The 24,757-nt window shown below is 40.9% G+C and carries 15 protein-coding genes; 14 read left to right on the top strand and 1 reads right to left on the bottom strand.

From position 1 onward, the window contains the following. Nucleotides 1-112: 112 nt before the first annotated feature. Nucleotides 113-1,405 carry a nucleotide sugar dehydrogenase gene (locus tag NBH14_RS01945; RefSeq protein WP_186958068.1) on the top strand — a complete coding sequence of 431 codons (1,293 nt, stop codon included), beginning with the start codon at nt 113-115 and terminating at the stop codon, nt 1,403-1,405. A 21-nt stretch (nt 1,406-1,426) separates the two neighbouring features. After that, nucleotides 1,427-2,287 carry a hypothetical protein gene (locus NBH14_RS01940; protein WP_186958069.1) on the top strand — a complete coding sequence of 287 codons (861 nt, stop codon included), beginning with the start codon at nt 1,427-1,429 and terminating at the stop codon, nt 2,285-2,287. Nucleotides 2,288-2,314: 27 nt separating this feature from the next. On the opposite strand, the gene NBH14_RS01935 is transcribed toward NBH14_RS01940, so the two are convergent. Further along, nucleotides 2,315-2,950, bottom strand: a complete 636-nt coding sequence (locus tag NBH14_RS01935; RefSeq protein WP_186958070.1) for a ribonuclease H1 domain-containing protein — start codon at nt 2,948-2,950, stop codon at nt 2,315-2,317. Nucleotides 2,951-3,063: 113 nt separating this feature from the next. On the opposite strand from NBH14_RS01935, the gene NBH14_RS01930 reads away from it, so the two are divergent. The 12 genes from NBH14_RS01930 to NBH14_RS01875 all read left to right on the top strand — a co-directional run bounded on the left by NBH14_RS01930 (nt 3,064) and on the right by NBH14_RS01875 (nt 24,748). Continuing rightward, a complete protein-coding gene (locus NBH14_RS01930) occupies nt 3,064-3,585 on the top strand; it encodes a shikimate kinase (protein ID WP_186958071.1) in 522 nt (173 codons plus the stop codon). A gap of 46 nt (nt 3,586-3,631) precedes the next feature. Continuing rightward, the gene (locus NBH14_RS01925; RefSeq protein ID WP_046145730.1) at nt 3,632-4,843 is read left to right on the top strand and encodes an alanine dehydrogenase; all 1,212 of its coding nucleotides are present in this window, start codon (nt 3,632-3,634) and stop codon (nt 4,841-4,843) included. Nucleotides 4,844-4,930: 87 nt separating this feature from the next. Beyond that, nucleotides 4,931-6,784: a 2-oxoacid:acceptor oxidoreductase subunit alpha gene (locus NBH14_RS01920; RefSeq protein ID WP_122326754.1), complete on the top strand. Its 1,854-nt coding sequence runs from the start codon at nt 4,931-4,933 to the stop codon at nt 6,782-6,784. A gap of 3 nt (nt 6,785-6,787) precedes the next feature. Beyond that, nucleotides 6,788-7,798 carry a 2-oxoacid:ferredoxin oxidoreductase subunit beta gene (locus NBH14_RS01915; protein ID WP_186958072.1) on the top strand — a complete coding sequence of 337 codons (1,011 nt, stop codon included), beginning with the start codon at nt 6,788-6,790 and terminating at the stop codon, nt 7,796-7,798. Between the two features lie 726 nt (nt 7,799-8,524). Continuing rightward, nucleotides 8,525-11,896, top strand: coding sequence for a SusC/RagA family TonB-linked outer membrane protein (locus NBH14_RS01910; RefSeq protein ID WP_186958073.1), 3,372 nt, complete (start codon nt 8,525-8,527; stop codon nt 11,894-11,896). A gap of 20 nt (nt 11,897-11,916) precedes the next feature. Continuing rightward, nucleotides 11,917-13,479 carry a RagB/SusD family nutrient uptake outer membrane protein gene (locus tag NBH14_RS01905; protein WP_186958074.1) on the top strand — a complete coding sequence of 521 codons (1,563 nt, stop codon included), beginning with the start codon at nt 11,917-11,919 and terminating at the stop codon, nt 13,477-13,479. Between the two features lie 90 nt (nt 13,480-13,569). Beyond that, on the top strand, nt 13,570-14,832 hold the full coding sequence (locus NBH14_RS01900; protein WP_186958075.1) for an alpha/beta hydrolase family protein: 1,263 nt from the start codon (nt 13,570-13,572) through the stop codon (nt 14,830-14,832). Nucleotides 14,833-14,837: 5 nt separating this feature from the next. Continuing rightward, nucleotides 14,838-16,505 (top strand): exo-alpha-sialidase, encoded by a 1,668-nt coding sequence (locus tag NBH14_RS01895; RefSeq protein ID WP_186958076.1) that lies wholly within the window; start codon nt 14,838-14,840, stop codon nt 16,503-16,505. A 197-nt stretch (nt 16,506-16,702) separates the two neighbouring features. Then, nucleotides 16,703-17,905, top strand: a complete 1,203-nt coding sequence (locus tag NBH14_RS01890) for a FecR family protein (protein WP_186958077.1) — start codon at nt 16,703-16,705, stop codon at nt 17,903-17,905. A 243-nt stretch (nt 17,906-18,148) separates the two neighbouring features. Beyond that, entirely contained in the window at nt 18,149-21,457 is a 3,309-nt protein-coding gene (locus NBH14_RS01885) for a TonB-dependent receptor (protein WP_250817093.1), read from the top strand. Nucleotides 21,458-21,468: 11 nt separating this feature from the next. After that, nucleotides 21,469-23,325: a RagB/SusD family nutrient uptake outer membrane protein gene (locus NBH14_RS01880; protein ID WP_186958079.1), complete on the top strand. Its 1,857-nt coding sequence runs from the start codon at nt 21,469-21,471 to the stop codon at nt 23,323-23,325. 13 nt (nt 23,326-23,338) lie between these two features. Then, nucleotides 23,339-24,748, top strand: coding sequence for a BT_3987 domain-containing protein (locus tag NBH14_RS01875; protein WP_186958080.1), 1,410 nt, complete (start codon nt 23,339-23,341; stop codon nt 24,746-24,748). The last annotated feature ends 9 nt before the right edge of the window (nt 24,749-24,757 follow it).

Here is a 24,757-nt window from a genome sequence, read left to right as displayed (position 1 = left end):
CTAATTTGTACGGATATTGACAGACGTTTACAGTGTTGGTGTATAAATAAATATACAGAAATAAGTTGTATCTTTGCCTATCATTTCAGAACGGAAAAGAAGAATAAAATAAATGGAAAATATAAAGGTTGCAATTATTGGCCTGGGATATGTCGGGTTACCGTTAGCGCATTTGTTCGCAACCAGATATCCGGTTGTTGGTTTCGACATTAAGCAGGACCGGGTTGAGGCCTTAAAGAAAGGGCAGGATATAACGATGGAAGTCTCTGACAGAAAACTGAAATCTGTTTTATTGTCTCACTTGCCGGAATTTGATGAAACAGGACTCTATTTTACATCTGCTCCTTCTGATCTTCAGTCATGTAATTATTTTATAGTAGCTGTGCCTACTCCTGTAGATAGTCATCATAGTCCGGATTTGACACCTTTATATAAGGCCAGTGAAACAGTTGGGCGTGTATTATCAAAAGGTGATATTGTTATCTATGAATCAACTGTTTGTCCGGGTATTACAGAAGAGGAATGTGTTCCGATTCTTGCAAAGACTTCAGGATTGGTATATAATGAAGACTTTTTTGCCGGCTATTCTCCTGAGCGTATCAATCCGGGGGATAAGGAACATACGGTAGAGAAAATTATGAAAGTAACCTCCGGCTCCACACCGGATGCGGCGGAGAAGGTAGATGCACTATACCGTTCTGTAATTACTGCCGGAACATTTCCGGTATCCAGTATCCGCGTGGCGGAAGCATCTAAAGTGATTGAAAATACGCAGCGGGATATTAATATTGCTTTTGTAAACGAGTTATCTAAAATTTTTCATCTGTTGGATATAGATACAAACGAAGTGTTGGCTGCTGCCGGAACGAAATGGAACTTTCTGCCGTTCAGACCGGGGCTGGTTGGAGGTCACTGCATTGGTGTCGACCCTTATTACCTGATCCGGAAAGCGCAGGATTACGGATATCATCCCGGTCTGATCCTGTATGGGCGTCGTATCAATGATACGATGGGCGAATACATAGCTAACCGTGTGGTAAAATGTATGATTAAAAAGGATGTACCGGTTAAGAATGCGGAAGTGCTGGTGTTGGGTTTTACATTCAAGGAAAATTGTCCGGATGTGAGGAATACAAAAGTAGGGGATGTTGTCCGTGTATTGAAAGATTACGGCATCAATGTCTCCGTGTATGATCCTTGGGCTCGTGCGGAAGAAGTCCGGGATGAATACGGAATAGAGTTGACCGGCTCTTTATCCAAAGGCAGGAAGTATGATGTGATTGTACTGGCTGTGGCTCATAAAGAATTTCTGGAACTAGACATCCCGTCGCTTGTCAGTGAAAATCACGTAGTATATGATGTAAAAGGTTGTCTGAATCCGGAATGGGTGGACGATCGGCTGTAAATTAAATCCACAACATATAGAATGAAAACAAACATACTTTTTTCCTTCCTTGTTTTTTGCTGTAGCTTTTTTACAATCTTTCCTGCCAATGCAGATTGGAGGGATAAAATACCCTTGTTAAAGTATTCTCCCCGTTATTTTGGAGCGAATGCCTTCCCTTTTCCGGAATTGATGGGCGGGAAGTTATCTCCGCGCTGGGAGGTCGAATTAAGAGGTGAATATCATAAAATGACGGGGGATAAGACGAAAGATGTTTTTGCCCGTTTGTATATCCCTATAGCTAAGGGACGTGCCGGTGTATCACTTTACGGGGTGATTCAGGAATGGTACGAAACATCACCGGAAGTGCGTGACGAGCGTAATGCTGTTGAAGTGAAATCTCCGATCCCTTGTCATGGGGATTTTATATTGAGTTGCCATTATCAGGTGCTGAAAAGTGAGAAATGGGTGGATATCGTGGTAAATGCAACTCTGAGAACAGCCAGTGGGGGACGTTTGTGTGATGCCCGTTATACAGATGCGGCAGCTTATTGGTTCGATTGTAATATCGGACGGACGTTGTGGCAGAATCCGGAAAAAAATGCGTCTGTCCGTTTACAGGGAATGGCCGGTTTTTACTGTTGGATGACGAACGATCTGATACATCGGCAGAATGATGCTTTGACATATGCGATAGGGGCACAGGCTACTTATCGTGGTTTTACATTGAATTGTGACTATACAGGCATAAAGGGGTACAGAGGAGACGGGGACAAACCGATGATTGTCCGCTCAAAACTCAATTATGAGATAAAAAAGAACATTATCTCTTTCGGTTATAAACACGGTATACAAGATTATCTTTACGATAGTTTTTCGTTGGCCTATATCCGCTGTTTCTGAAAACGATCTTGAAGGAGGATTTTTCTGTTATTTCCGTCCGAAATCAGCCGGAATTTCCCCCCATACCGAAGTCTCCCATTTCAGGATCGTTGTAGAATAGGTGTTTGTGTTCAGCCATTTCTCGGCACGTTCGATCAGATCGAAGATCTGTTCATTGACAGGTTCACGTTCCAGCAGAGTCTTGCATTTCTTCTTTTTGACCCAGCTGATAGCGTTACGGCTATCCGAATAAATAGGCAGGTTGCTTCCTTTCTGCTTTAACAGTGCCAGGCCATGAACGAGTGCCAGAAACTCGCCGACGTTGTTTGTCCCTTTTTTCAAAGGCCCGATATGGAAAATCTCTTGTCCGGTGGCTGTGTAAACACCCCGGTATTCCATATCCCCCGGATTACCGCTACAGGCGGCGTCTACTGCCAGGCTTTCGTTGATCGGTTTTCCGACAGGTACTTTCGGTGCCAGATTGGCGGCAGCTTTGGCTGACGAAGCAGTTTTCAGGTAATGCGTATATCCTTTCTCAAAGGCTTCAACGGCCTCTTCGCGGGTTTCGAACGATTTGTATTTCGCTCCTTCTTGTCCTTCCACCTGCATTTTACACTCTGCCCAGTTGTCGTAAACACCTGGGTTAAGTCCTTTCCACACGACATAATATTTGTTCTTCGCCATCTTCTGTATTCTTCGGATATGATTTGCAAAGGTAATATTTTGTTACTTTTCTATTGAAAGAAAAGTAATGAAGAAAAAAAACTTTACATTTGCGGTAAACAATCATATACGAGATGAAGCGTATTTTTTTGATAGGTTATATGGGAGCCGGAAAGACGACGGTCGGCAAAGACCTGGCCAAACGAATGGGGCTTTCTTTTATTGACCTGGACTGTTACATAGAAGCCCGCTACCATAGAACGGTCGGGCAGATATTTGCTGAAAAAGGGGAGGAGGCTTTTCGCGATATTGAACGGCGGATGCTTCACGAAGTGGCCATGTTTGAAGATGTACTGATCTCCACTGGTGGCGGTGCTCCCTGCTTTTTTGACAATATGGAGTTTATGAACGAAACAGGCTTAACCGTTTATCTGAAGGTGTCGGTGGAAGAGTTGGCTAAACGTCTTGAAATCTGTAAATCGACTCGCCCCGTACTGAAAGGACGCTCCGGTGATGAGTTGGTTGCATTTATTGCCGAAAGCCTGGAGAAAAGAACTCCCCATTATATGAAAGCTTCAATCGTGTTTGATGCCGAAGTGATGTTGACGGAAACGGATGTGCATGAGATTTCGGAAGCATTGGAAAAAATAGTATAATATATAATGTAAGGCAGTTAGGAATTGCCGGCCGTGGAATCGTATTATGGAAGCAACAGGAGACAAACAGCTTCAAGGTTCATATATTACCCAGGAACTGTTGAAGGAATTGAATAAGGTAGGTAATCGTTTACTGATTGGTATCCCTTGTGAACGGAAAGAGGGGGAAAAGCGGCTTGCGCTTACTCCTGAAGCTGTTGACATGCTGACCGATCGCGGACATCGCGTATTGGTAGAGTCGGGTGCCGGGTTGGGGATCAATTACTCCGATAATCACTATTCCGAGGCTGGTGCCGAGATTGTTGCTACTCCGGCCGAAGTTTTCCAGGCTGATATCATTCTGAAGATACTTCCTCCTTTACCCCAGGAAATCCTGTTGATGAAACCTCGTTCTACTGTCTTTTCCATGGTGCAACTCAATCTGTTTGCTCAGGACGCTTTTGAACTGATGATGGCCAAACGCATTACGGCAATCGCTTATGAACTGATGTCGGACGATCAGAAAAGGTGTCCTATCCTGAATGTTATTTCAGAGATAGAAGGGACAGCTTCTATTACCATTGCTTCCGAATTGCTGAGTAATACCCAGGGAGGAAAAGGTATTTTGCTGGGAGGAATCCCTGGAGTGTCGCCGACTGAGATTGTGATCGTCGGTGCCGGAAATGCAGGAACCGTGGCTGCCCGTGCTGCTTTGGCGCTAGGTGCATCCGTTAAGGTTTTCGATGATGATATCAACAAGCTGCGCACGATTCAGCAAGTATTGGGGCAAGGTTTGTTTACTTCGACTTTTCATCCGAATGTGTTGCATAATGCTTTCCGTACGGCGGATGTAGTGATTGGAGCTATGCGGTATATCAATACACGTTACCGTTATGTGATTGCGGAAGAACTGGTCAGGACTATGAAACGGGGTTCTCTGGTGATTGATTTGCGTATCAGTCAGGGTGGTTGTTTCGAGACAACCTGCTGCCTGGCTAAATCCGATCCGACCGTTTTTGAGCAATACGGTGTATTACATTATTGTATACCTAATATAAGTAATCGGGTGGCACGTACCACTTCGATGGCTTTCAGTAATATATTTGTACCCATCTTTCTTGCTTTGGGAGATGCCGGGACAGTCCAGAATATGATAAAGTCGGATGATGGCTTTCGTTCAGGTGTTTACATGTATTGTGGGAAACCTGTAAACAATTACGTGTCTAATCATTTTAATTTATCATCAAATAACCTGGATCTATATCTTTCTGCTTTTTAAGCCTCAAAAGTTTTGAACTAGCCAAGTTTATTCTTTACTTTGCGGAAATCTAACTACAAACAAGCGATTAAGCTAATATAAATAATTATGGCAGAACAAACAAAAGTAACAACGTTGGAGAAGGTTGTGATCCGTTTTTCGGGTGACTCCGGAGACGGTATGCAGTTAACCGGAACGATCTTTTCTAATCTGTCGGCTATTTTTGGAAATGAGATTTCTACATTTCCCGACTATCCGGCGGAAGTACGTGCTCCTCAGGGAACACTGAGTGGTGTATCAGGATTCCAGGTGCATCTGGGGTCACGTAAAATTTTTACTCCTGGTGATAAGGCGGACGTTTTAGTCGCTATGAATCCCGCCGCTCTGAAAGTGAATGTGAAGAATATCAAGCCAAATGCAATTGTTATTATCGATACCGATTCATTCAAGAAGAGTGATCTGGATAAGGCTTTGTACACAACGGACGATCCGTTCAAAGAACTGGGGCTGAACAGTGTGCAGGTTGTCGCTGCCCCGATCTCTACGATGGTGAAAGACGGTTTGGCAGAGTTTGGCCTGGATAACAAGTCTGCGCTCCGTTCAAAGAATATGTTTGCCCTGGGCCTTGTTTGCTGGTTGTTTGACCGTCCTCTGGAAGAAGCCATGAACATGCTCCAGAATAAATTCGCCAAGAAGCCGGTGATCGCACAGGCTAATATCAAGGCGTTGACAGACGGTTATAACTATGGTCACAATATCCATGCGTCAGTTTCTACTTATCGTATTGAAAGTAAGAAAGCTGAACCGGGATTCTATACGGATGTGAATGGGAATAAGGCTACTTCCTACGGTCTGATTGCTGCTGCCGAAAAAGCCGGCCTGCAACTTTTCTTGGGTAGTTATCCTATTACTCCGGCGACTGATATTTTGCATGAATTATCTAAACGGAAAGATTTGGGCGTAATTACCGTTCAGGCCGAAGATGAAATTGCCGGTATTTGTACGGCTATCGGTGGTAGTTTTGCCGGTTGTCTGGCTGCTACATCGACTTCCGGTCCGGGTTTGGCGTTGAAGAGTGAAGCGATCGGTCTGGCTGTAATAGCAGAATTGCCGCTGGTTATCATCGACGTACAGCGTGGAGGTCCATCAACAGGTATGCCGACAAAGAGTGAGCAGACCGACTTGATGCAGGCGCTTTACGGACGTAACGGTGAAAGTCCGTTAGTAGTGATTGCCGCTTCTACTCCGACAGACTGTTTCGATGCTGCTTACTGGGCTGGTAAGCTGGCTGTAGAACATATGACTCCGGTTATCCTGATGACGGATGCTTTCATTGCAAACGGTTCGTCTGCTTGGAAATTACCTGACCTGGACAACTATCCGGAAATCAAACCGAACTACGTGTCCAACTATCAGGGAGAAAAGCCCTGGAAGGCATATCGTCGTGATAAAGATACACAGGTTCGTTACTGGGCTATCCCGGGTATGGAAGGATTTGCACACCGTTTGGGAGGTCTGGAGAAAGATTACGATACAAGTGCTATCTCGACCGATCCTATCAACCATCAGAAGATGGTAACCACCCGTCAGGCAAAAATCGACAAAATTGCAGATTTTATCCCGGAACTGGAAGTGCTCGGAGATCCCGATGCCGACCTGCTGCTGGTAGGCTGGGGCGGTACATACGGTCATCTGTATGAAGCAATGGAAACAATGCATGAACAAGGCAAGAAAGTAGCTTTGGCCCACTTCAAATTTATCAGTCCGCTTCCGAAAAATACGGCAGAGGTACTTTCCAAATATAAGAAAGTGGTTGTTGCCGAACAGAATAACGGACAGTTTGCCAACTACCTGCGTGGTAAAGTTCCCGGATTCAATCCGTACAGATTCAACCGGGTGAAAGGACAGCCTTTCGTTGTTGCGAGATTAGTTGAGGAATTCACTAAAATATTGGAGGCTTAAAAAATGACAGATATAAAATTCGAACCGAAAGATTATAAAAGCGACCAGTATGTACGTTGGTGTCCGGGTTGTGGAGACCATGCCGTATTGAACTGCTTACATAAAGCGATGGCGGAAGTAGGAGTGGCTCCTCATAATATGGCCGTTATCTCGGGTATCGGGTGTTCTTCCCGCTTACCTTATTATATGAATACATACGGTTTCCATACCATCCACGGACGTGGTGCTGCAATAGCAACAGGTGTGAAGACTGCCCGTCCCGACCTGAGTGTCTGGCTGATCACTGGTGACGGCGACTGTCTGGCTATCGGTGGTAACCATTTTATCCACGCCGTACGTCGTAATGTCGACCTGAACATAGTTCTTTTCAACAATAAAATTTATGGTCTGACCAAAGGACAATACTCCCCGACTTCCGAACGTGGCTTCGTTTCCAAGAGTTCTCCTTACGGAACAGTGGAAGATCCGTTTATCCCGGCTGAACTGGCTTTGGGGGCACGTGGAAACTTCTTTGCCCGGGTGATCGATGTGGACCTGAAGAATACAACTGAAGTATTAACTGCTTCTGCACGTCATAAAGGTGCTTCTGTCACGGAAGTGCTGGTAAACTGTGTAATTTTCAATGACGGCATTCATAAGAGTATCGTTGATAAGGAATATCGTGCAGACCGTACCATCTTCCTTCGCCACGGCGAAAAGATGATCTTCGGAAAAGAAGGTAACAAAGGTCTTGTGTTGGATGGCCTTAAACTGAAAGCCGTTACGATCGGTGAAGATGGCTACACAATGGATGATGTGCTGGTTCATGATGCCCATGAAAAAGATACGACACTTCACATGATGCTGGCTATGATGAAAGATGATATGCCTATTGCCCTGGGTGTTATCCGCGATGTGGATGCTCCGGTATACGATGAAGCCGTTCATCAACAGATTGAAGAGGTACAGGCAAAGAATCCTACCCGTAAACTGAAAGACTTCTTAATGAAGGGTGAAGTTTGGGAGGTGAAATAAACAAAATAAGGAGGTAGACTCTTTTTGATTACGGCTGTTATAAAAGTCTGAGTAGCATATAGAAAATTTGATATGCTATGAAAGGGCTTTTATAGCAGCCTTTTTTTATAGTTATGGTCGAAACTGTCTTTATGTTTTAATTTATAGAAAGAAGAATCTAATATGATTTTTTGAGATAAGCCATTAATAATCATCTCTTTTTTACTTAACTACTCTGTGTTTTCATTAGATGTGAGAATGAATTGAATAGAATACTTTTGGAGATACTTAAATTTTTATCGGGTTTTATTATTTTTATTTTTGTCATTAAAGCATTGAATATTAATACCTGTGTAATTTGCCTAGAATATAACCATAGTCCTATGAGAACTCTGTTACTATTTAATAAGATTCTCCCTGCAAATATATTATTATTTTTCATAATACAACCATAATTATTAAAATATTTTCATTACAAAGATGGTTTTGTGTCAATAATTGATGTAATGATTCTTTTAATTGTAAAATATTAGTTTTGTATTGTGTTTTAATAAATGAAAATTGTATCTTGTTAGTCTTTCTTTCCTTTATGGGTCACTGGTAGAAAGTAGATGTTTGATTTTCTTCATTTCAGACAAATTTAGCCTTGTATATGCCGTTAAAGTATGAATTTAGGTATTAGCAGAGTTCTCATAGAACTTTGTTCAAACCTAAAAAACACTTTTTACCTTTTAAAAGTAGCACTTTATGAAAAGAATCTGTTTATTGTTTTTGCTTTTACTGTGTACAGTGGGAGCAATGGCCCAGAAAAGGTCAATCACAGGTATAGTTGTTGATATGACGGGCGAACCGATTATTGGTGCCAGTATAGTAGAAATGGGCACAACGAATGGTACTGTTACCGACATTGATGGAAAGTTCTCTCTTTCTGTAGCTTCCAATGGAAAAATCCAAATTACTTATGTCGGGTATAAGTCGGAAACACTGACAATTAAAAATCAGACTGTTTTACAGATTAAACTGGAAGAAGATTCAGAAATGTTGAGTGAAGTTGTGATTACAGGTTATGGAGGAACTCAGCTCCGCTCAAAATTAACAAACTCAATTTCAAAAGTAAAAGAAGATCATTTGGCTGTTGGTCTTTTTTCAAATCCAGCACAAGCTCTTTCCGGATCTGTAGCTGGGTTGAAAGTTACACAATCAACCGGAAATCCGGCAGCTTCTCCTGTGATTGTACTTCGCGGAGGAACAAATCTTGATGGAACGGGTTCTCCTCTGATTCTTGTTGACGGACAGCAGCGTGATGATCTTAGCGATATCAATCCAGCTGACATTGAATCAATGGAAGTTTTAAAAGACGCTGGAGCAACAGCATTGTACGGGGCCCGTGCTAATAATGGGGTTATTCTTGTAACGACAAAACGAGGAAAAGTCGGACATACATCTATTAATGTAAAAGCTCAGGTTGGTTTGAACTATATGAGAAACCCTTATGACTTCATGGACGGAGGAGATTATCTTTATTGGATGAGAAAATCATACCAGAATGCAGGTCAGGTGTTTAAATCTGTGTCTGGTAAATGGGTCGGTTGGAATGATATGAGTACCCTGACCGGTAATCAACCTTACGGAACCGGTAATGTCTATTGGGCTGATGCTGCCAAGACAATTCCGGCAGATGGAAATTCTAACTCAAGCGCAGTATGGAGTACAATGAAATATTCGGATGATCTTGCTTTTCTGTTAAAACAAGGCTGGAAAACAATGACTGATCCAGTATATGGCGATGAACTTATTTATAGAGACTGGGATATGGCTGCAAACAATTTGAATCATCCGGCTATTTCTCAAGATTATAATGTAAATATTTCAGGAGGAAATGATAAAGGGAATTATTATGCAAGTGTCGGTTATAATCGCACGGAAGGTATTCCACTGGATAATTTTTATCAGCGTGTGAATGCAACGTTAAATGCTGATTATAAAATTCGTGATTGGCTTACATCTTCTACCAGCGTTTCATTTTCGGACTCTAAATGGAATGGCTTACCAAATGGCCTTGAACGAAAAGAGGACTTAACGGAATATGATGAAACTGAACATAACTTTTTTGTTCGTATGTTGAGTGCTCCTCCAACATTACGAGGATACAATGCGAATGGAGATTTACTTCTTGGACGCGATTATAAAGATGGTAATCAGGGCATAAATTCCAGTAAGTTTGGCCGGGATTATACGGCAAATAAGTTTAATTTCGGTGAGACTTTAAATTTCCAGATATTGAAAGACCTTTCTCTAAAAGTTGGAGCAATGTGGATGTATGATGAGAAACTAAAAGAAAAGTATGATCAAGACTTTTTGCAATCTCCGGGGAATATCAATAAAACGAGAAAGGCGTCAGGATATTTTAACCGCGTGTTTAAACAAACTTACAATGCGGTGGCTAATTATAATCTGAATATTGGACAGACACATAGTCTGAATGCTTTGGTAGGTTTCGAATATTATAATGAAGCCAAGAAAGGATTTAGTGCGGAAGGCTCGGGGGCCCCGACAGATGGTTTGAAGGATCTGGGTCTGACTGCTTCCGGGGCTAATCAACGAAGTATTGATTCCTGGCATGAAAAGAAAGCCATACTTTCTTATTTTGGGCGTGTGAACTATGACTATTTAGGTAAATATCTTTTATCTGCAACGTTACGGCATGATGGGTATTCCGTATTATTAGGGGATAACCGCTGGGGAACTTTCCCGGGAGTGTCTGTCGGTTGGATTTTTGGTAGGGAGAAATTTATGGAAAACCTTCAGACTATAATATCTTTTGCCAAATTACGTGCCAGTTATGGTTTGAACGGTAATGTTTCGAAGATTGGAGCTTATGAGTTACAAGGTGATTATTCAACCGTGTCATACGGAGGTTTATCTGGTTTCCAGATCGGGAATTTGCCTAATCCTTCTTTGAGGTGGGAAAAATCGCATACATTGGAAGCTGGTCTTGATTTTGGATTCCTAGAAAATAAAATCAATGCAAACTTTACATTCTATAACCGTCGTACACAGGATAAATATGCAAATATTCCTCTTCCAGGTTCTTCTGGTTTTGATTCATTCAAAACTAATAATGGTGAAATACAAAACCGTGGGCTTGAAATAGAATTATCATTCAAAGTGATAAATAATAATGATATAAAATGGAACATTGGTGTCAATGCTGCCTATAACAAAAATAAAATTCTTAAATTACCGGATAACGGACTTGAACGTAATAGGCAGAATGCTTTCCAGGTGTATGATCCTAAAACAAAAGAACTTATATGGGTAGGTGGCTATCAGGAAGGACAGGAACCCGGTGCTTTGTATGCTTTCCAATATGAAGGTGTATATAAAAGCTATGATGAAATACCTGGAAATCTGAAAGATATCGCTTACAAGAGCAGTGGTTTGACATTGTATGGTCCTGATGCATGGGCAGCACTTCCTGAATCGCAAAAAGTTGGAAGTAACGGAAAACCATTGGCATTACCAATTCAACCGGGAGATGCTAAGTTTAAAGATGTTAATGGTGATGGTGTGATTGATGACTATGATATGGTGAAAGTCGGAAACACCATTCCACATTGGACCGGAGGTATTAATACAGACTTTACTTGGAAAGATTTTTCTTTGTATGTTCGTATGGACTATGCATTGGATTATAAATTACATGACTTCTCATCTTCCTGGATAATGGGTAACTTGCAGGGCACATTTAATACGTTGGAAAAGACAAAAGATTCTTGGACTCCGGAGAATCCGAATGCAAAATATCCGATCTATGTTTGGGCAGACCAATTGGGAAAAGGTAATTATCAGCGTCGTTCTACCATGTTTACGCATGAAGGTAGTTATCTGGCATTCCGTGAAGTTGCTTTTACATATACAATGCCTAAGAAGTTGATCTCCAAATGGAACATTGAAAGACTTGCATTTACTGTAACCGGGCAGAATTTGGGATATCTGACTGCTGCAAAAGATTTGTTTTCTCCGGAACCGACCGAGATCCTGAATGAGGATGATTTGCATTTGGGTGGTTATCCGTTGCCGCGTTCAGTGATATTCGGTATCAATCTTACATTCTAAACATTTAAATTTATAACATTATGAAATACTTGAAATATATTTTTGTCTCATACCTGATGACGGGTTTGTTACTATCCTGTGATGTGTTGGATTATGAACCGGAAGATTATTTCGGAAGTTCAAATTTCTGGGATAATGAAGCACAGGTAGATGGATTCATGATTGGAATTCATAAGAATTTGCGTGATATTAACGAGTATATATATTTATTAGGTGAAGCACGTGGAGGAACTTTGAGGACCGGTTCCGGTACACAAGGAGTAAGTTATGATTATAGTTCTCCGATAAAAGACAATAACTTCACATACTATAATACAGGAGTAAGTAACTGGGCGAAGTTCTATCCCAAAATTCTAAATGTAAATGAGTTTATATATGAGGTGGAAAATAACTGTGAATTTTTGGATACCGGAACAAGAAATTATTATCTGGGACAAGCTTATGGTGTCCGTGCTTATCTTTATTTCCATTTATATCGTACATTTGGTGGTGTTCCGCTGATAAAGGCGCCGAAAGTCATGAACGGTGTTACTAATGCGGAAGATTTGTATGAAGGTCAGGCAACAGCTAAACAAACACTTGATTTCATTAAAGAGGATATCTCCAAGTCAGAAACAGCTTTCGGGGATAATGAAACTGTAAATTTGAATAAAGGCATGTGGTCCAAAGCTGCAACCATCGTATTGAAAGGGGAAGTATATTTATGGTCTGCAAAGGTTACAACAGATGACCAGTCTCCTGCAAGCGGTGATATTACAACTGCAAGGAATGCTCTTTCCCGTTTGGTTGGTAAATACAGATTATTGGATGATTATAAGGATGTGTTCGCTTATGAAAATAAAGGGAATGATGAAGTGATTATGGCTTTGAGATTTATGGATGGAGAAGCGTCAAACTGGATTTACAATTTTACTTATACTGATGCTGATTTTCTGAATAAATTTTATGGTGTAAATGGACAGTTGATAACTGCGGATACTTTAAAATTGAACAATCAAGGGAAACAACGTCATGAATGGAAAGAAGGATTCTTCAGATCATATGATGATATGGATATGAGAAAACGAGAAATATTCCTTGATTATTATGATGAAAACGGGAACTATTCTGGGACCGTTCTACGCAAATGTCTTGGCACAATTAATGCGGCTACAAGCAAACGTGTTTTTAGTGATGATTATGTTGTATACCGGTATGCGGATGTTTTATTGATGATGGCCGAAATAGCCAATATGGAAGGTGGTGATGTCGCTTCTTTTCTGAATCAGGTACGTAAACGTGCTTATGGTGATAATTATGATGAAAGTGTACACGGATATACAAATGGAACCTTTGAAAAAAATGAATTGGCTATTTTGCATGAGCGGGATAAGGAATTTGTTTGGGAAGGTAAGCGTTGGTATGATATTCGCCGTATGTGGGATGCTGGTTATAAACCTCTGGTATTTTCTTCTGAAGCTAACTATGATACGTCGGAACCGGTTATAAAAGAAAGTGAATCTTATAAACTTTTATGGCCGATAGATGTAGAAACATTGAACAAAGATCCGAAGTTGAAGAATAATCCAGGTTATACGAAATAGCATAGCTTGATTTTCCAAAGAAGAGGTTATTTATGAAATGAAGGTAACCTCTTTCTTTATAAATTTGTAGAACCATTAAATAACTATATCATGAAAATTCTTAAAAATGTATTGCTTTTTACCCTTTTTGTTTTTTCTTCGTGTTGTATTGTAGCGCAAGAAACAACCTTTGTACCTTCTGAACATGGTCTTATTAAATCGGAAAGGGAGGACGGGCGCTTTATCAGTTCAAGAAAGATTGTTCATGCCATGCTTAAAAATACTCATCCTAAGTACGCGTTTAATCCGGATGTGAATCTGTCCGAGTTTAAAAAGTGGCAGGCAGGTTTGAGACAGGCAATGAAAGAGATTATGTGTCATCCGGATGTAAAAGGACAGCCAACTCCTAAGTTATTGAAAAGTGAACCTAGAGATGGATATACAATTGAGAAATGGGAATTTTATCCTCTTCCGGAATGCGTTTCAACCTTTCTTGTCTTGATTCCTGATAATCTCAAAAAGATTACACCGGCGGTAATGTGTATTCCGGGATCGGGTGGAACCAAAGAACGTTTAGCCGGAGAACTGCCTTTAGAACCTAAATTCGACGAAAACTATCACAATGATAAAGCTGCTATGGCCCTTCGCTATGTGGAGATGGGCATTATTGCCGTTGTTGTAGATAATGCGGCTGCTGGTGAGGCTTCTGATTTGGAGAAATATACGATTGGAACGAGTTTCCATTATGATGGAGCCGCCCGTTATTTACTTGAGCTTGGATGGAGTTATCTGGGATATACCTCTTTTCTGGATATGCAAGTTATAAATTGGATGAAGCAGGATAAACGTATTGATAAAGACCGTCTGGTGGTTAGTGGATTTTCTTTGGGAACCGAACCTTTAATGGTTCTGGCGACCATAGATCCATCCATTTTTGCTTTTGTGTATAATGATTTTTTGTGTAATACCTTAGAACGTGCAATCGTGATGACTGAACCGGATAAAAATGGTATCCGTCCTTTTCCGAATACGATCCGTCATCTGATTCCTAACTTCTGGAATAATTTTAATTTTCCTGATATTGTTGCTGCTATAGCACCTCGTCCTTTGATCTTAACCGAAGGTGGTCTTGACCGTGATTTGAATTTAGTTCTTAAGGCTTATGAGATAACAGGGCATCCGGAGAATCTGGAAATACATCATTATCCTAAATTCTCTGATCCTAAATCGCGTATTGACCTGGAAACACTTCCTGAAGGAATTAATCGGGACCAATATTATGATTTAGTGAATGTAGACCGTACCAGCCATTATTTTAAAGCTATTACAGTAATTCCCTGGCTAAAGACTCTTTTACAACGTGATTCTAAATAAAGTTTATGAAGAGAGTTCTACTAGGTGTACTTGCTTTGTTATTTGTTGTTATAGGAGAAGGATATGCAACAGATATAACTGTTCGATTTTATGATGCGGAATTACCATTGTTAGTGAACAAACCGGAGAATATTGTCTGTGAAATAGTTATAGATAGCAAATCCGGTGGCGAAATAGTGAATGAAATCATTTTGACCCAAGATGGCATTCTTCCTGGGGAAGGAACAGGTAGTCGTATATTTTATAGCGGAACCTCTTCTGTTCTTTCTTCCCATACACCCTCTCAGGCAATACATGAAGGGGTTCGGAATGTTGGAGGTAGTCAATCCTTCTATTGTCATCCCTCTTATTCCATAAAGAAAAGTGAAATAGCGGCTATCAATTCTAAAATGGTTTTTCCTATGCAAGCTCAGTTAGTGAAAGGTAAAAATTATTTTTGGGTCAGTTTTGAGCTGAGAGTCTCTGTTTCTTTGGATACTCGTTTTACATTGGGTTTGAAGGGGGTAATAATAGATGGAAGAGAATTTCCGATACAAAAGGTGAAGGAGAAAGAGGTTGTTCATCGTACCGGCTATGGTTTACGGCAATCAGGTGATAATGGAGTGTATTCTTATCGTATTCCTGGTTTGGTTACAACAAACCAAGGCGTATTATTAGCCGTATATGATGTTCGTCATCAAACCAATATTGATTTACAGGAAGATATCGATATAGGAATGAGCCGTAGTCTCGATGGAGGGAAGAGTTGGGAACCGATGAAGATTATTATGGATATGGGGGAATATAACGGATTGCCTCAAAGTCAGAACGGTATAGGTGACCCGGCTATTTTGGTTGATAAACAAACTAATACAGTTTGGGTTTCTGCTGTTTGGGTACATGGTTTGGCTAACGACCGTGCATGGAGAAGTGTCCGGCCAGGCGTAAATCCTGAAGATGGTACCGGACAAATAATGTTGGTTAACAGTACAGATAACGGTTTGACATGGTCTGAACCAATCAATATAACTCCAATGGTGAAAAGTGAAGATATGACAATGTTACTTCAAGGGCCAGGTAGAGGTATAACGATGGAAGATGGTACATTAGTTTTTCCGGTTCAATACAAAAGTGTAAAGAATAAACAAAAGGGGGAGATATCCATTATATATAGTAAAGATCATGGTACTACTTGGTGTCGGGCAAATTCCGTACCGACAGACGAGGAGGTATCTGAACCTCAGATCGCAGAAATTACTCCTGGTGTTTTGATGATTAATACACGTACTTCTGCTCCCTATCGCTTTGTTGCTATCACATGCGATTTGGGTGTAAACTGGAAAACGCATGAGTCATCAGGAAAAGTCTTGGTTGAGCCGGGTTGTATGGGGAGCATGTTACATATAGGGAAGATGCTGAATATATTGGAAAAGGAACTTCTGCTCTTCTCAAATCCTGATTTTGAAACTGAACGACCTTCGATGTCATCCCGGAGAAACTTGACAATCAAGGTTAGTCTGGATGAAGGTCTGAATTGGCCGGACAAGTATCGAATCAATCTTGATGAAGAACAAGGTTGGGGATATTCTTGTTTGACTCAGATTGATGACAGGACAATAGGTATTTTATATGAAGGGAGTACAGCCCAAATGGTATTTCAAAGGATACGGTTGGAAGAATTGATTGATAAATAACTTGCTATTGATAGTCTGCTCATAATGAGCGAGAAATCAGATAGACAATTATAAAAAGGTTCATTTCGTTTAGAAGTGGACCTTTTTGGATTTATTATACTTTTATTCATTGAGAAATGAAAAAGTTGATTTTTATAAGAAAAAGTGAGTATAAATGATAGAAACCTGTGTTCTGAAAGAAAAACGTTATTGGAACAATGAATAAAGATTATACAGAATATACTGCGGAAAAATTGTTGGAAGATGATTTTTTTATCGAGTCCAATACTACTCCGACGTTGGATACAATCAATTTCTGGAAAAGACAGGTTGTAGACGGGTTGGATGAACAGGAATATCAGTTGGCTATATTCTTTTTGCGTTCCATAAAGGTGAAAAAAGAACAAATGACTAATGAACGGCAGGATTTATTATGGACAAAGATCAAGGATTCGAATAAGATCCTGCAACTGCAGCGTAGCCGTCGCTTTCGTTCTTTTATGTGGATGGCTGCCGCTAGTGTCGCTGTTTTGATTTTATTCTCTATTTCATATATATATACCAATGTAAACAAGACTCCGGATGTAGAAGCTGTTGCCCGGGAAATGGCTGTTACTCCGGATGAGGGAGAGATACAATTGGTTTTATCCGACAAGCAGATTCCGATTAGCGGACAGGAATCTCAAATCGAATATGATGCGAAAGGGACAGTGGCCGTTAATTCGGAAAAGATTGCTGATGTATCTCTGAATTCTGCCAATTCTTCTAAACGGTTGCCAGAGTTTAATCAGTTGATTGTCCCGAATGGAAAACGTTCTACCTTGATTTTAGAAGATGGGACTAAACTCTGGGTGAATGCCGGCAGTCGGATTGTGTACCCGGTTACATTCGCTGATAAAAAAAGGGAGATCTATGTAAACGGCGAAGTTTTTCTGGAAGTGACACCGGATAAAAAAAGGCCTTTTATCGTAAAAACGAAAGAGATGGATGTACAGGTTTTGGGTACTTCTTTTAATGTAATGGCATACGAAACGGACGAATCTGCTTCAGTTGTCCTGGTTACAGGGGCTGTACAGGTGGATACCAAGGATGATGAAGATTTCCGTCTGGAGCCTAACAGGATGTTCTCTTATAACCAGGGAGAATGTGACATAAAAGAGGTTAATGTGAATGATTATATTTTATGGAAAGATGGGTTATATACATACAGAAGTGAACATTTGTCAGTAATCCTGGATCGTTTATCCCGTTACTATGGAAAAAAGATCAGCTATAAATCTGATGTGGCAGATTTAAAATGCTCGGGAAAACTTGATATGCAGGAGGATCTGGAGGTTGTCCTGGATGGGCTGAGCCAAACAGCCCCGATTCTCTATAAGAAAATAGATGAAGAGTATATAGTAGTCAAAGAAGGTAAATAAAAGATTGTATATTAGATTATTAATTTTTGAATCATATATGTTAACAACTTAAATTGGAAAGCCTATGGAAAAAGCTCGGATGGAAAAATGACAGATCTGTAAATACTAACAAAACCGGATAACACTGCCATGTTATCCGGTTGGATCTCTAAATTAACTAGTTGAAAATAACCATTTAAAAATCAATACAAAGATATGGTAAATAAACGATTCTCCAATTCCTGGAGTGTTAAATATCGAATTATGAAAATCGCTGCCCTATTCCTGATCTTAGGAATAAATGCAAGTTTGGCCAGCAGTACTTATTCGCAATCGGCAACATTGTCTTTGAAAGCGAATAATAAGACAGTGCAGGAGATCTTCTCTGAAATAGAAAAACAAAGCGAATATGTTTTTTTCTATTATGACGGTATATTGGATGTAAACCGGAAAGTGAAATTAGATATCACTGATCAGACTGTGGATGTTATATTAAATCAATTGTTTACAGGAACGGATAATACCTATGTAATTAAAGACCGTCAGATATTTATATCAAAGAAAAAGAATACCGGTTTGATCGGCCCATTGCCGTTGAAAGCCCAGGACAGAAGTTCTTTTCGGGGAAAGGTACTGGATGATTTGGGCGAACCTTTGCCGGGGGCGGCTATCCTGGTTGCAGGAAGTACCCGCGGGGTGACGACTGACCTGGACGGTTCTTTTGAACTGGAAGTAAATAAATCGGATAAACTGGTCATTTCTTATCTGGGGATGGAAGATCAGGAAATCGTTATCGGTAATCAAAACGATGTTGTGATCAGAATGAAGCCAAAGGCCGATGAACTGGAAGAAGTGACCGTTGTAGCTTATGGTAAGCAAAAGAAAGCCAGTGTGATAGGTGCTATATCAACTATCACTTCCGAACAACTTCAGGTACCGGTTGCGAAACTGAGTACAAGTCTGGCCGGACAGATGGCCGGTATCGTTGCCATACAACGTACCGGTGAGCCTGGTGCCGGAGCAGATTTCTGGATACGGGGTATTAGTTCTTTCGGGGCAAACAATACACCGCTTATACTGGTGGATGGAATAGAACGTTCGATGGATTTGGTTGATCCGGAAGATATTGCTACTTTTTCAATATTGAAGGATGCGACAGCTACGGCTTTGTACGGAGTTCGTGGTGCAAACGGGATTGTTCTGATTACAACAAAGCGAGGAAGGGAAGCTAAACCTGCTATCAATGCCCGGGTGGAATACGGAATTTCCAATCCGACCGTAACTCCTAAAATGGCGAATGCTTCCCAATGGATGGATTATTATAATGACATAACATTGCAGGGGAACGGACAGCTGGCTTATCAGCCGGTTGAATATAATAAACACGTCAATCATACGGATCCGGATTTATATCCGAATGTAGACTGGTGGGATACTACTTTCCGTAATATATCAAACAATATCCGTGCAAATGTAAATGTTTCAGGAGGTGGTAAAAGTGTCCGCTATTATGTTGCCGGCTCGTTTTATAGTGAGAATGGCATTTTTAAACCGGTAAAGAATCCTCAGTATGATCCTCAGGTCGGATATAAGAAAATCAATTTTCGGGCCAATGTTGATATCAATGTGACACGGCTGACTGAACTGAGCCTTTCGTTGTCGAACCAATATGAGATAAAGAACCGTTTGGGAGTTGCAATGGAAAGTGTCTATAATAACACGCTGGCTGTCCCTTCTGTTGCTGTTGTGCCCGTATTTTCAGATGGTAGTTTATCCCGTCCTATTGTAGGTACTAATCCTTATCTGGACTTGAACTATACGGGTTATTCCGCTGACTTCTGGAACAATGCTCAATCTTTGATCAGCTTGACACAGGATTTTTCATTCATTACTCCCGGCTTGAAAGGAAATGCAAAATTTTCATGGGATGCCCGTAATGAATCGACTTTGGATAAACGTAAATCTCCGGTTACATACGATGCCTTGGGAAGGGATAAGGAAGGTAACCTGATATTGCATCAGAACCGCGATGGGAATGATTTTCTTTCTCTGGCCCGCTCTAACAGAGGTGCGCAAACCTGGAATTTTGAAACATCGCTTACATATGATCAGTTATTTAACGATGACCATCGGGTGAATGGCCTGTTTTTATTTAATATCCGGGAATATACAAATAATTTTCCGACCGATTATATCGCGGCTTTTGCCAATAGAAATATTGGTATTGCAGGTCGTACAGCTTATTCCTTCAGGGATAAGTATTTTGCTGAATTCAATTTTGGTTATAATGGCTCAGAAAACTTTGCTCCGGGAAAACGTTTCGGTTTTTTCCCTTCCGGTGCTTTGGGCTACATGATCAGTAATGAGGATTTTTGGAAACCTTTGTCATCTGTGATCTCCTTGTTGAAGATTAAGGGTTCTTACGGAGAGATCGGAAATGATAAGATTGGTGGTGATCGTCGTTTTGCTTATAATACAGAGATGCAGTATACGGGAGGTTGGAATTTCGGGCGTGACCAGGCGAAGTGGATCGGAGGTATTGCGACCGGGCATCCTGGTAACCCGAATGTTTCCTGGGAAACTGCCAAGAAGACGGATGTCGGTTTTGAATTGGGCCTGTTTGATCGTGTTAAACTGAGTGCTGACTATTTTAAAGAGAAACGCGAAGGTATTTATATCCAGCAACAGAGTATTCCTTCGATAGTCGGTATAAACGTAACACAGTATGTAAATTTAGGTAAGATGCAGAATCAGGGAATCGACATGACGTTGGAATATGAACAGCAGGTAAACGATGAGTTATATATATCCGGACGTGGAAATTTTACCTTTAACCGTAATAAAGTATTGTATGATGATAAACCAAACCAGCAATGGCCTTATTTGAATGATGTCGGTTTTCCGATGGATCAGCATAGAGGACTGGTTGCTATTGGATTGTTTGAATCGGAGAAAGATATAGCGAACAGTCCAACGCAAACCTTTGGTCCGGTACGACCGGGAGATATTAAATACCGGGACATCGATGGTAATGGGATTATCGATTCAAACGACCGTGTACCAATGGGATACACGACGATCCCCGAAATTAATTATGGTTTTGGTGTGAGCCTGAGATGGAGAAGCTTTGATTTATCTGTATTCTTTCAGGGTGCTACTCATGTGGGACGTATGATCGGAGGAAGCCAGGTGTATGGTAGTGACGGTAGTATTTTGTCTCTTGGAAACTTCTATGAAGAAGTTGCTGAGAACCGTTGGACTGAATGGAATCCGGATCCGAATGCGAAATATCCCCGTATGTGGATGTCGGCGTTCGACAATAATAAACAGCAGTCTTCTTATTGGTGGCGTGATATGAGCTATATTCGTTTGAAAAATGCAGAGATAGGATATTCACTGCCTAAAGAACTGATGCATAGGATAGGTCTTTCAACGATACGCTTTTATATACAAGGAGTCAATCTTCTGACATTTAGCGGATTCAAATTATGGGATCCTGAACTGAATACCGGAACCGGAGGATTGTATCCTCAAATGCGTACGGCTGCTATAGGAATGAATGTTAACTTTTAATTATTAAGCATATGAAAAAATGTAAGCATAGATATACAGCAATCAGTCTGTTATTCTTGATCGGTATGTTGGTTACCGGTTGTGACGGTTTTCTGGATGTAGAGTTGGATAATCAGATTAAACTGGAAGAAGTATTCAATAAACGTTCTACAACCGAACAATATCTGGCACAAGTGTATGGTTTTGTACCCCAGACATATAATTGGCACGAAAATGCTGTTGGTGCCAATATCCCCATGAGTGATGAAGCTTTGTTTTCCTGGATGTCCGGATTGGGGTATCATAGTTTTCTGAACGGAACATGGAGCGTAACAACTACCTCTTATGCGATCTGGAAAAATATGTATCAGGCCATCAATCAGGCTACTGTATTTATGAACCATGTAGATGAGTGTGTGGAGTTGACCCAAAAAGAAAAAGATATAATGAAGGCGGAGGCCCGTTTTTTGAGAGCTTATTTCTATACGCTTTTAATAAACCGGTACGGGCCGGTTTATGTTTGGGGAGATCAGGATTCTGATTCTAGTATTCATGCGGAAGATGTTGATCGCCATCCGCTAGAAACAAATGTACAGTTCGTGATAGAGGAATATGATAAGGCTGCAGAAGTTTTACCTTTACAGATTACAGATGTCAGTTGGTACGGACGTGTAACGAAAGGAGCAGTGTTAGCTGCTAAAACCCGTTTCCTGTTGTATATGGCGAGTCCACTGTTTAATGGCTGCTCTTTATATCAGGGGATGCAGAATAAAGATGGAGAATTATTATTCCCGCAGTCGCCGGACCCTGAAAAATGGCAAAAGGCGGCCGATGCAGCCAAAGCAGTAATTGATTTAGGTATTTATGATCTGGTACGGAATACAACGGAGACTGATCCATTCAAGCGGGCAATCCGATCATATATGGGGGTAACACTGGAAAAATGGAATAAAGAGGTTATCTGGGGGCAATGGCAGACGGACGGAATGTTCGTTGTAGTCCGTTGTAATCCTCCTAAATTCTGTAAGACCGGATATGGCGGGTATTGTCCTTCTATCCGTTTGGTCGATACCTATCCAATGGCAGCATCCGGACGCTTTCCTGTCACGGGATACAATGCGGATGGTTCTCCGGTCATAGATCCGAAATCCGGTTATGTGGAAGATGGTTTCAGGGATAGTTATAAGCATCCGTTGGATACTTTCCTGCTTGTAAAGGCACATAATAGTTGCGTCGGGCGTGATGCTCGTTTTTATGCATCCGTTTTAGCGAATGGATTCCCCTGGTTGAATCCGGCAATGAGAAAAGATGCCGTTACATTCTTTGATGGAGGTACTTCTTCCTATTCCGGAAGTGGCGATTGTGTAAAAGTTGGATATTCTTGGCGTAGAATGACTGACCCGACTTTGAATACAGACCAGGGAAACTGGGGGCAATTGGTTGCTCCGATCTTCCGTTTGGGTGAGATTTACCTGAACTATGCGGAGGCCTGCAATGAAAAGCCGAATCGGGATGAGGCTGAAGCATTGAAATATATTAATCTGGTCCGTGAACGTTCTGGTTTGAACAAACTGGAAGAGGCTTATCCGGAAGTCAAGGGAAATAAAAACTTGCTTCGTGAATTAATACAGAAAGAGCGTATGGTTGAATTGGCATTCGAGACACTTCGGTTACCGGATCTTTGCCGGTGGATGACCGCTAAAGATGTTCTGAATGGGAAAGTATGGACGAGAAATGTTGCTGCAAAGAATTACGAAGACTCATGGCACAGGACAACCTCTATCTGGGCTTCAGGGGACAGAGTTTTTGCAGACAAAAATTATCTGTTTCCTATTCCTCAGGAACAATTGAATGAAATGCAAAATTTGACACAAAATTATGGTTGGTAATAAAATGAAGAGTATGAAATTTAAATATAATATATATCTAATAGCACTGTCGGTATTTTCGGTGTGGTTTGTTTCATGTGACGAATACAGGGATGCCGATGAACTGGATGATCAGCTTTACCTGCAAAAATCGGGTTTGATGGAAGCAAAGGTATTTAATTGGGGTACTTTTACTTATGAATTACCTGTGATAAAGAGTGGCAAAGGAAATCATTCTGCGACTGTTCGTCTCTCGGTAGATGAATCTGTATTGGCTGCTTATAATGAAGCAAACGGTAGTGATTATAAATTGATGCCTGAAAATTGTTATTCACTGAAAGAAGGGCTGTTGTCTTTTGCGGAAGAAGATTACAGGAAGTCTTTTCTGATCGACTTTGATCCCGAATCCCTGACTGCTCTTGGCACTGATGGCTTGGAATATGTACTGCCCTTTTCGCTGGTGACCGATAACACGGATATTCGGATAACAGGAGAAGATAAAGCGAAGATTTTGATTAAGCCGTCTGTTTATCAGCCTTATATTGGCTTTGAGACTCCGGATATATACCGAACCGGCTCCGAATTCAGTATAAAAACAGATGATGACGATGTTTTGGTTATTTATCCTAAAGTACAGGTTAATTTCTATAATGACTGGGAGATCTCTTATGATGTCGAGGTTAACTCTGCCGTATTGGATGAATATAACCAATCTTTGAGCGCAGGTGCCAGAAACTATCGATTACTTCCGGAAGGAGCATATACGATAGACCGTTCGACATGTATCCTGAAACAGAATCGGGATTATGAATATCTGAAGATCACATTGGAGGAAAAAGCCTTTAAAATAGATGAAAATAATTATGCATTCGGATATTACGCTCTCCCTCTTAAAATTACTTCTGTTTCAAAATATGGGGTCGATCCGGATGCCGATGTAACGATTTATCCGGTATCCATCCAACCTCCGGTTATGGATAAAACAGAGTGGACGATAGAGGAATGTAATTCCATTATTACCGATGAAGTTGAGAATGCTTCGTCGATGGATATACCGGACAATCTGCTCGATAATAATAGTAACACTTATTGGTGTACAAGAGCTATAGAGCCCATAGAATTCCCTTATTTCGTAACTATAAATTTGCAGGAAAATTGTAGTCTGTATCGTTTGGGATTCCAGTTGCCGGAAAATGAGGAGTTGGGAAATATCAAATCCGGATATTTTGAGGTTAGCGAAGATGGGGAGAATTGGACGAAGGTCGTAGACTGGAGCCGCCGAAGTAATTTGGATGATCGTTCGATGGAACTCGATTTTTCAATGCATCATGCCAACTATATTCGTTTTGTCATTACAGATGCATTCGAATATGCGGATCCGGCTTTAGGTAAAGCTAGCGGTGCGGTTTGCCAGATTGCAGAAATTAATGGTTGGGGTATTTAATAACAGATG

Origin of the sequence: Parabacteroides caecihominis, assembly GCF_023656785.1 — a bacterium.
GTDB classification, from domain to species: Bacteria; Bacteroidota; Bacteroidia; order Bacteroidales; family Tannerellaceae; genus Parabacteroides; species Parabacteroides segnis.
This window is presented reverse-complemented; position numbering and strand designations above follow the sequence as displayed.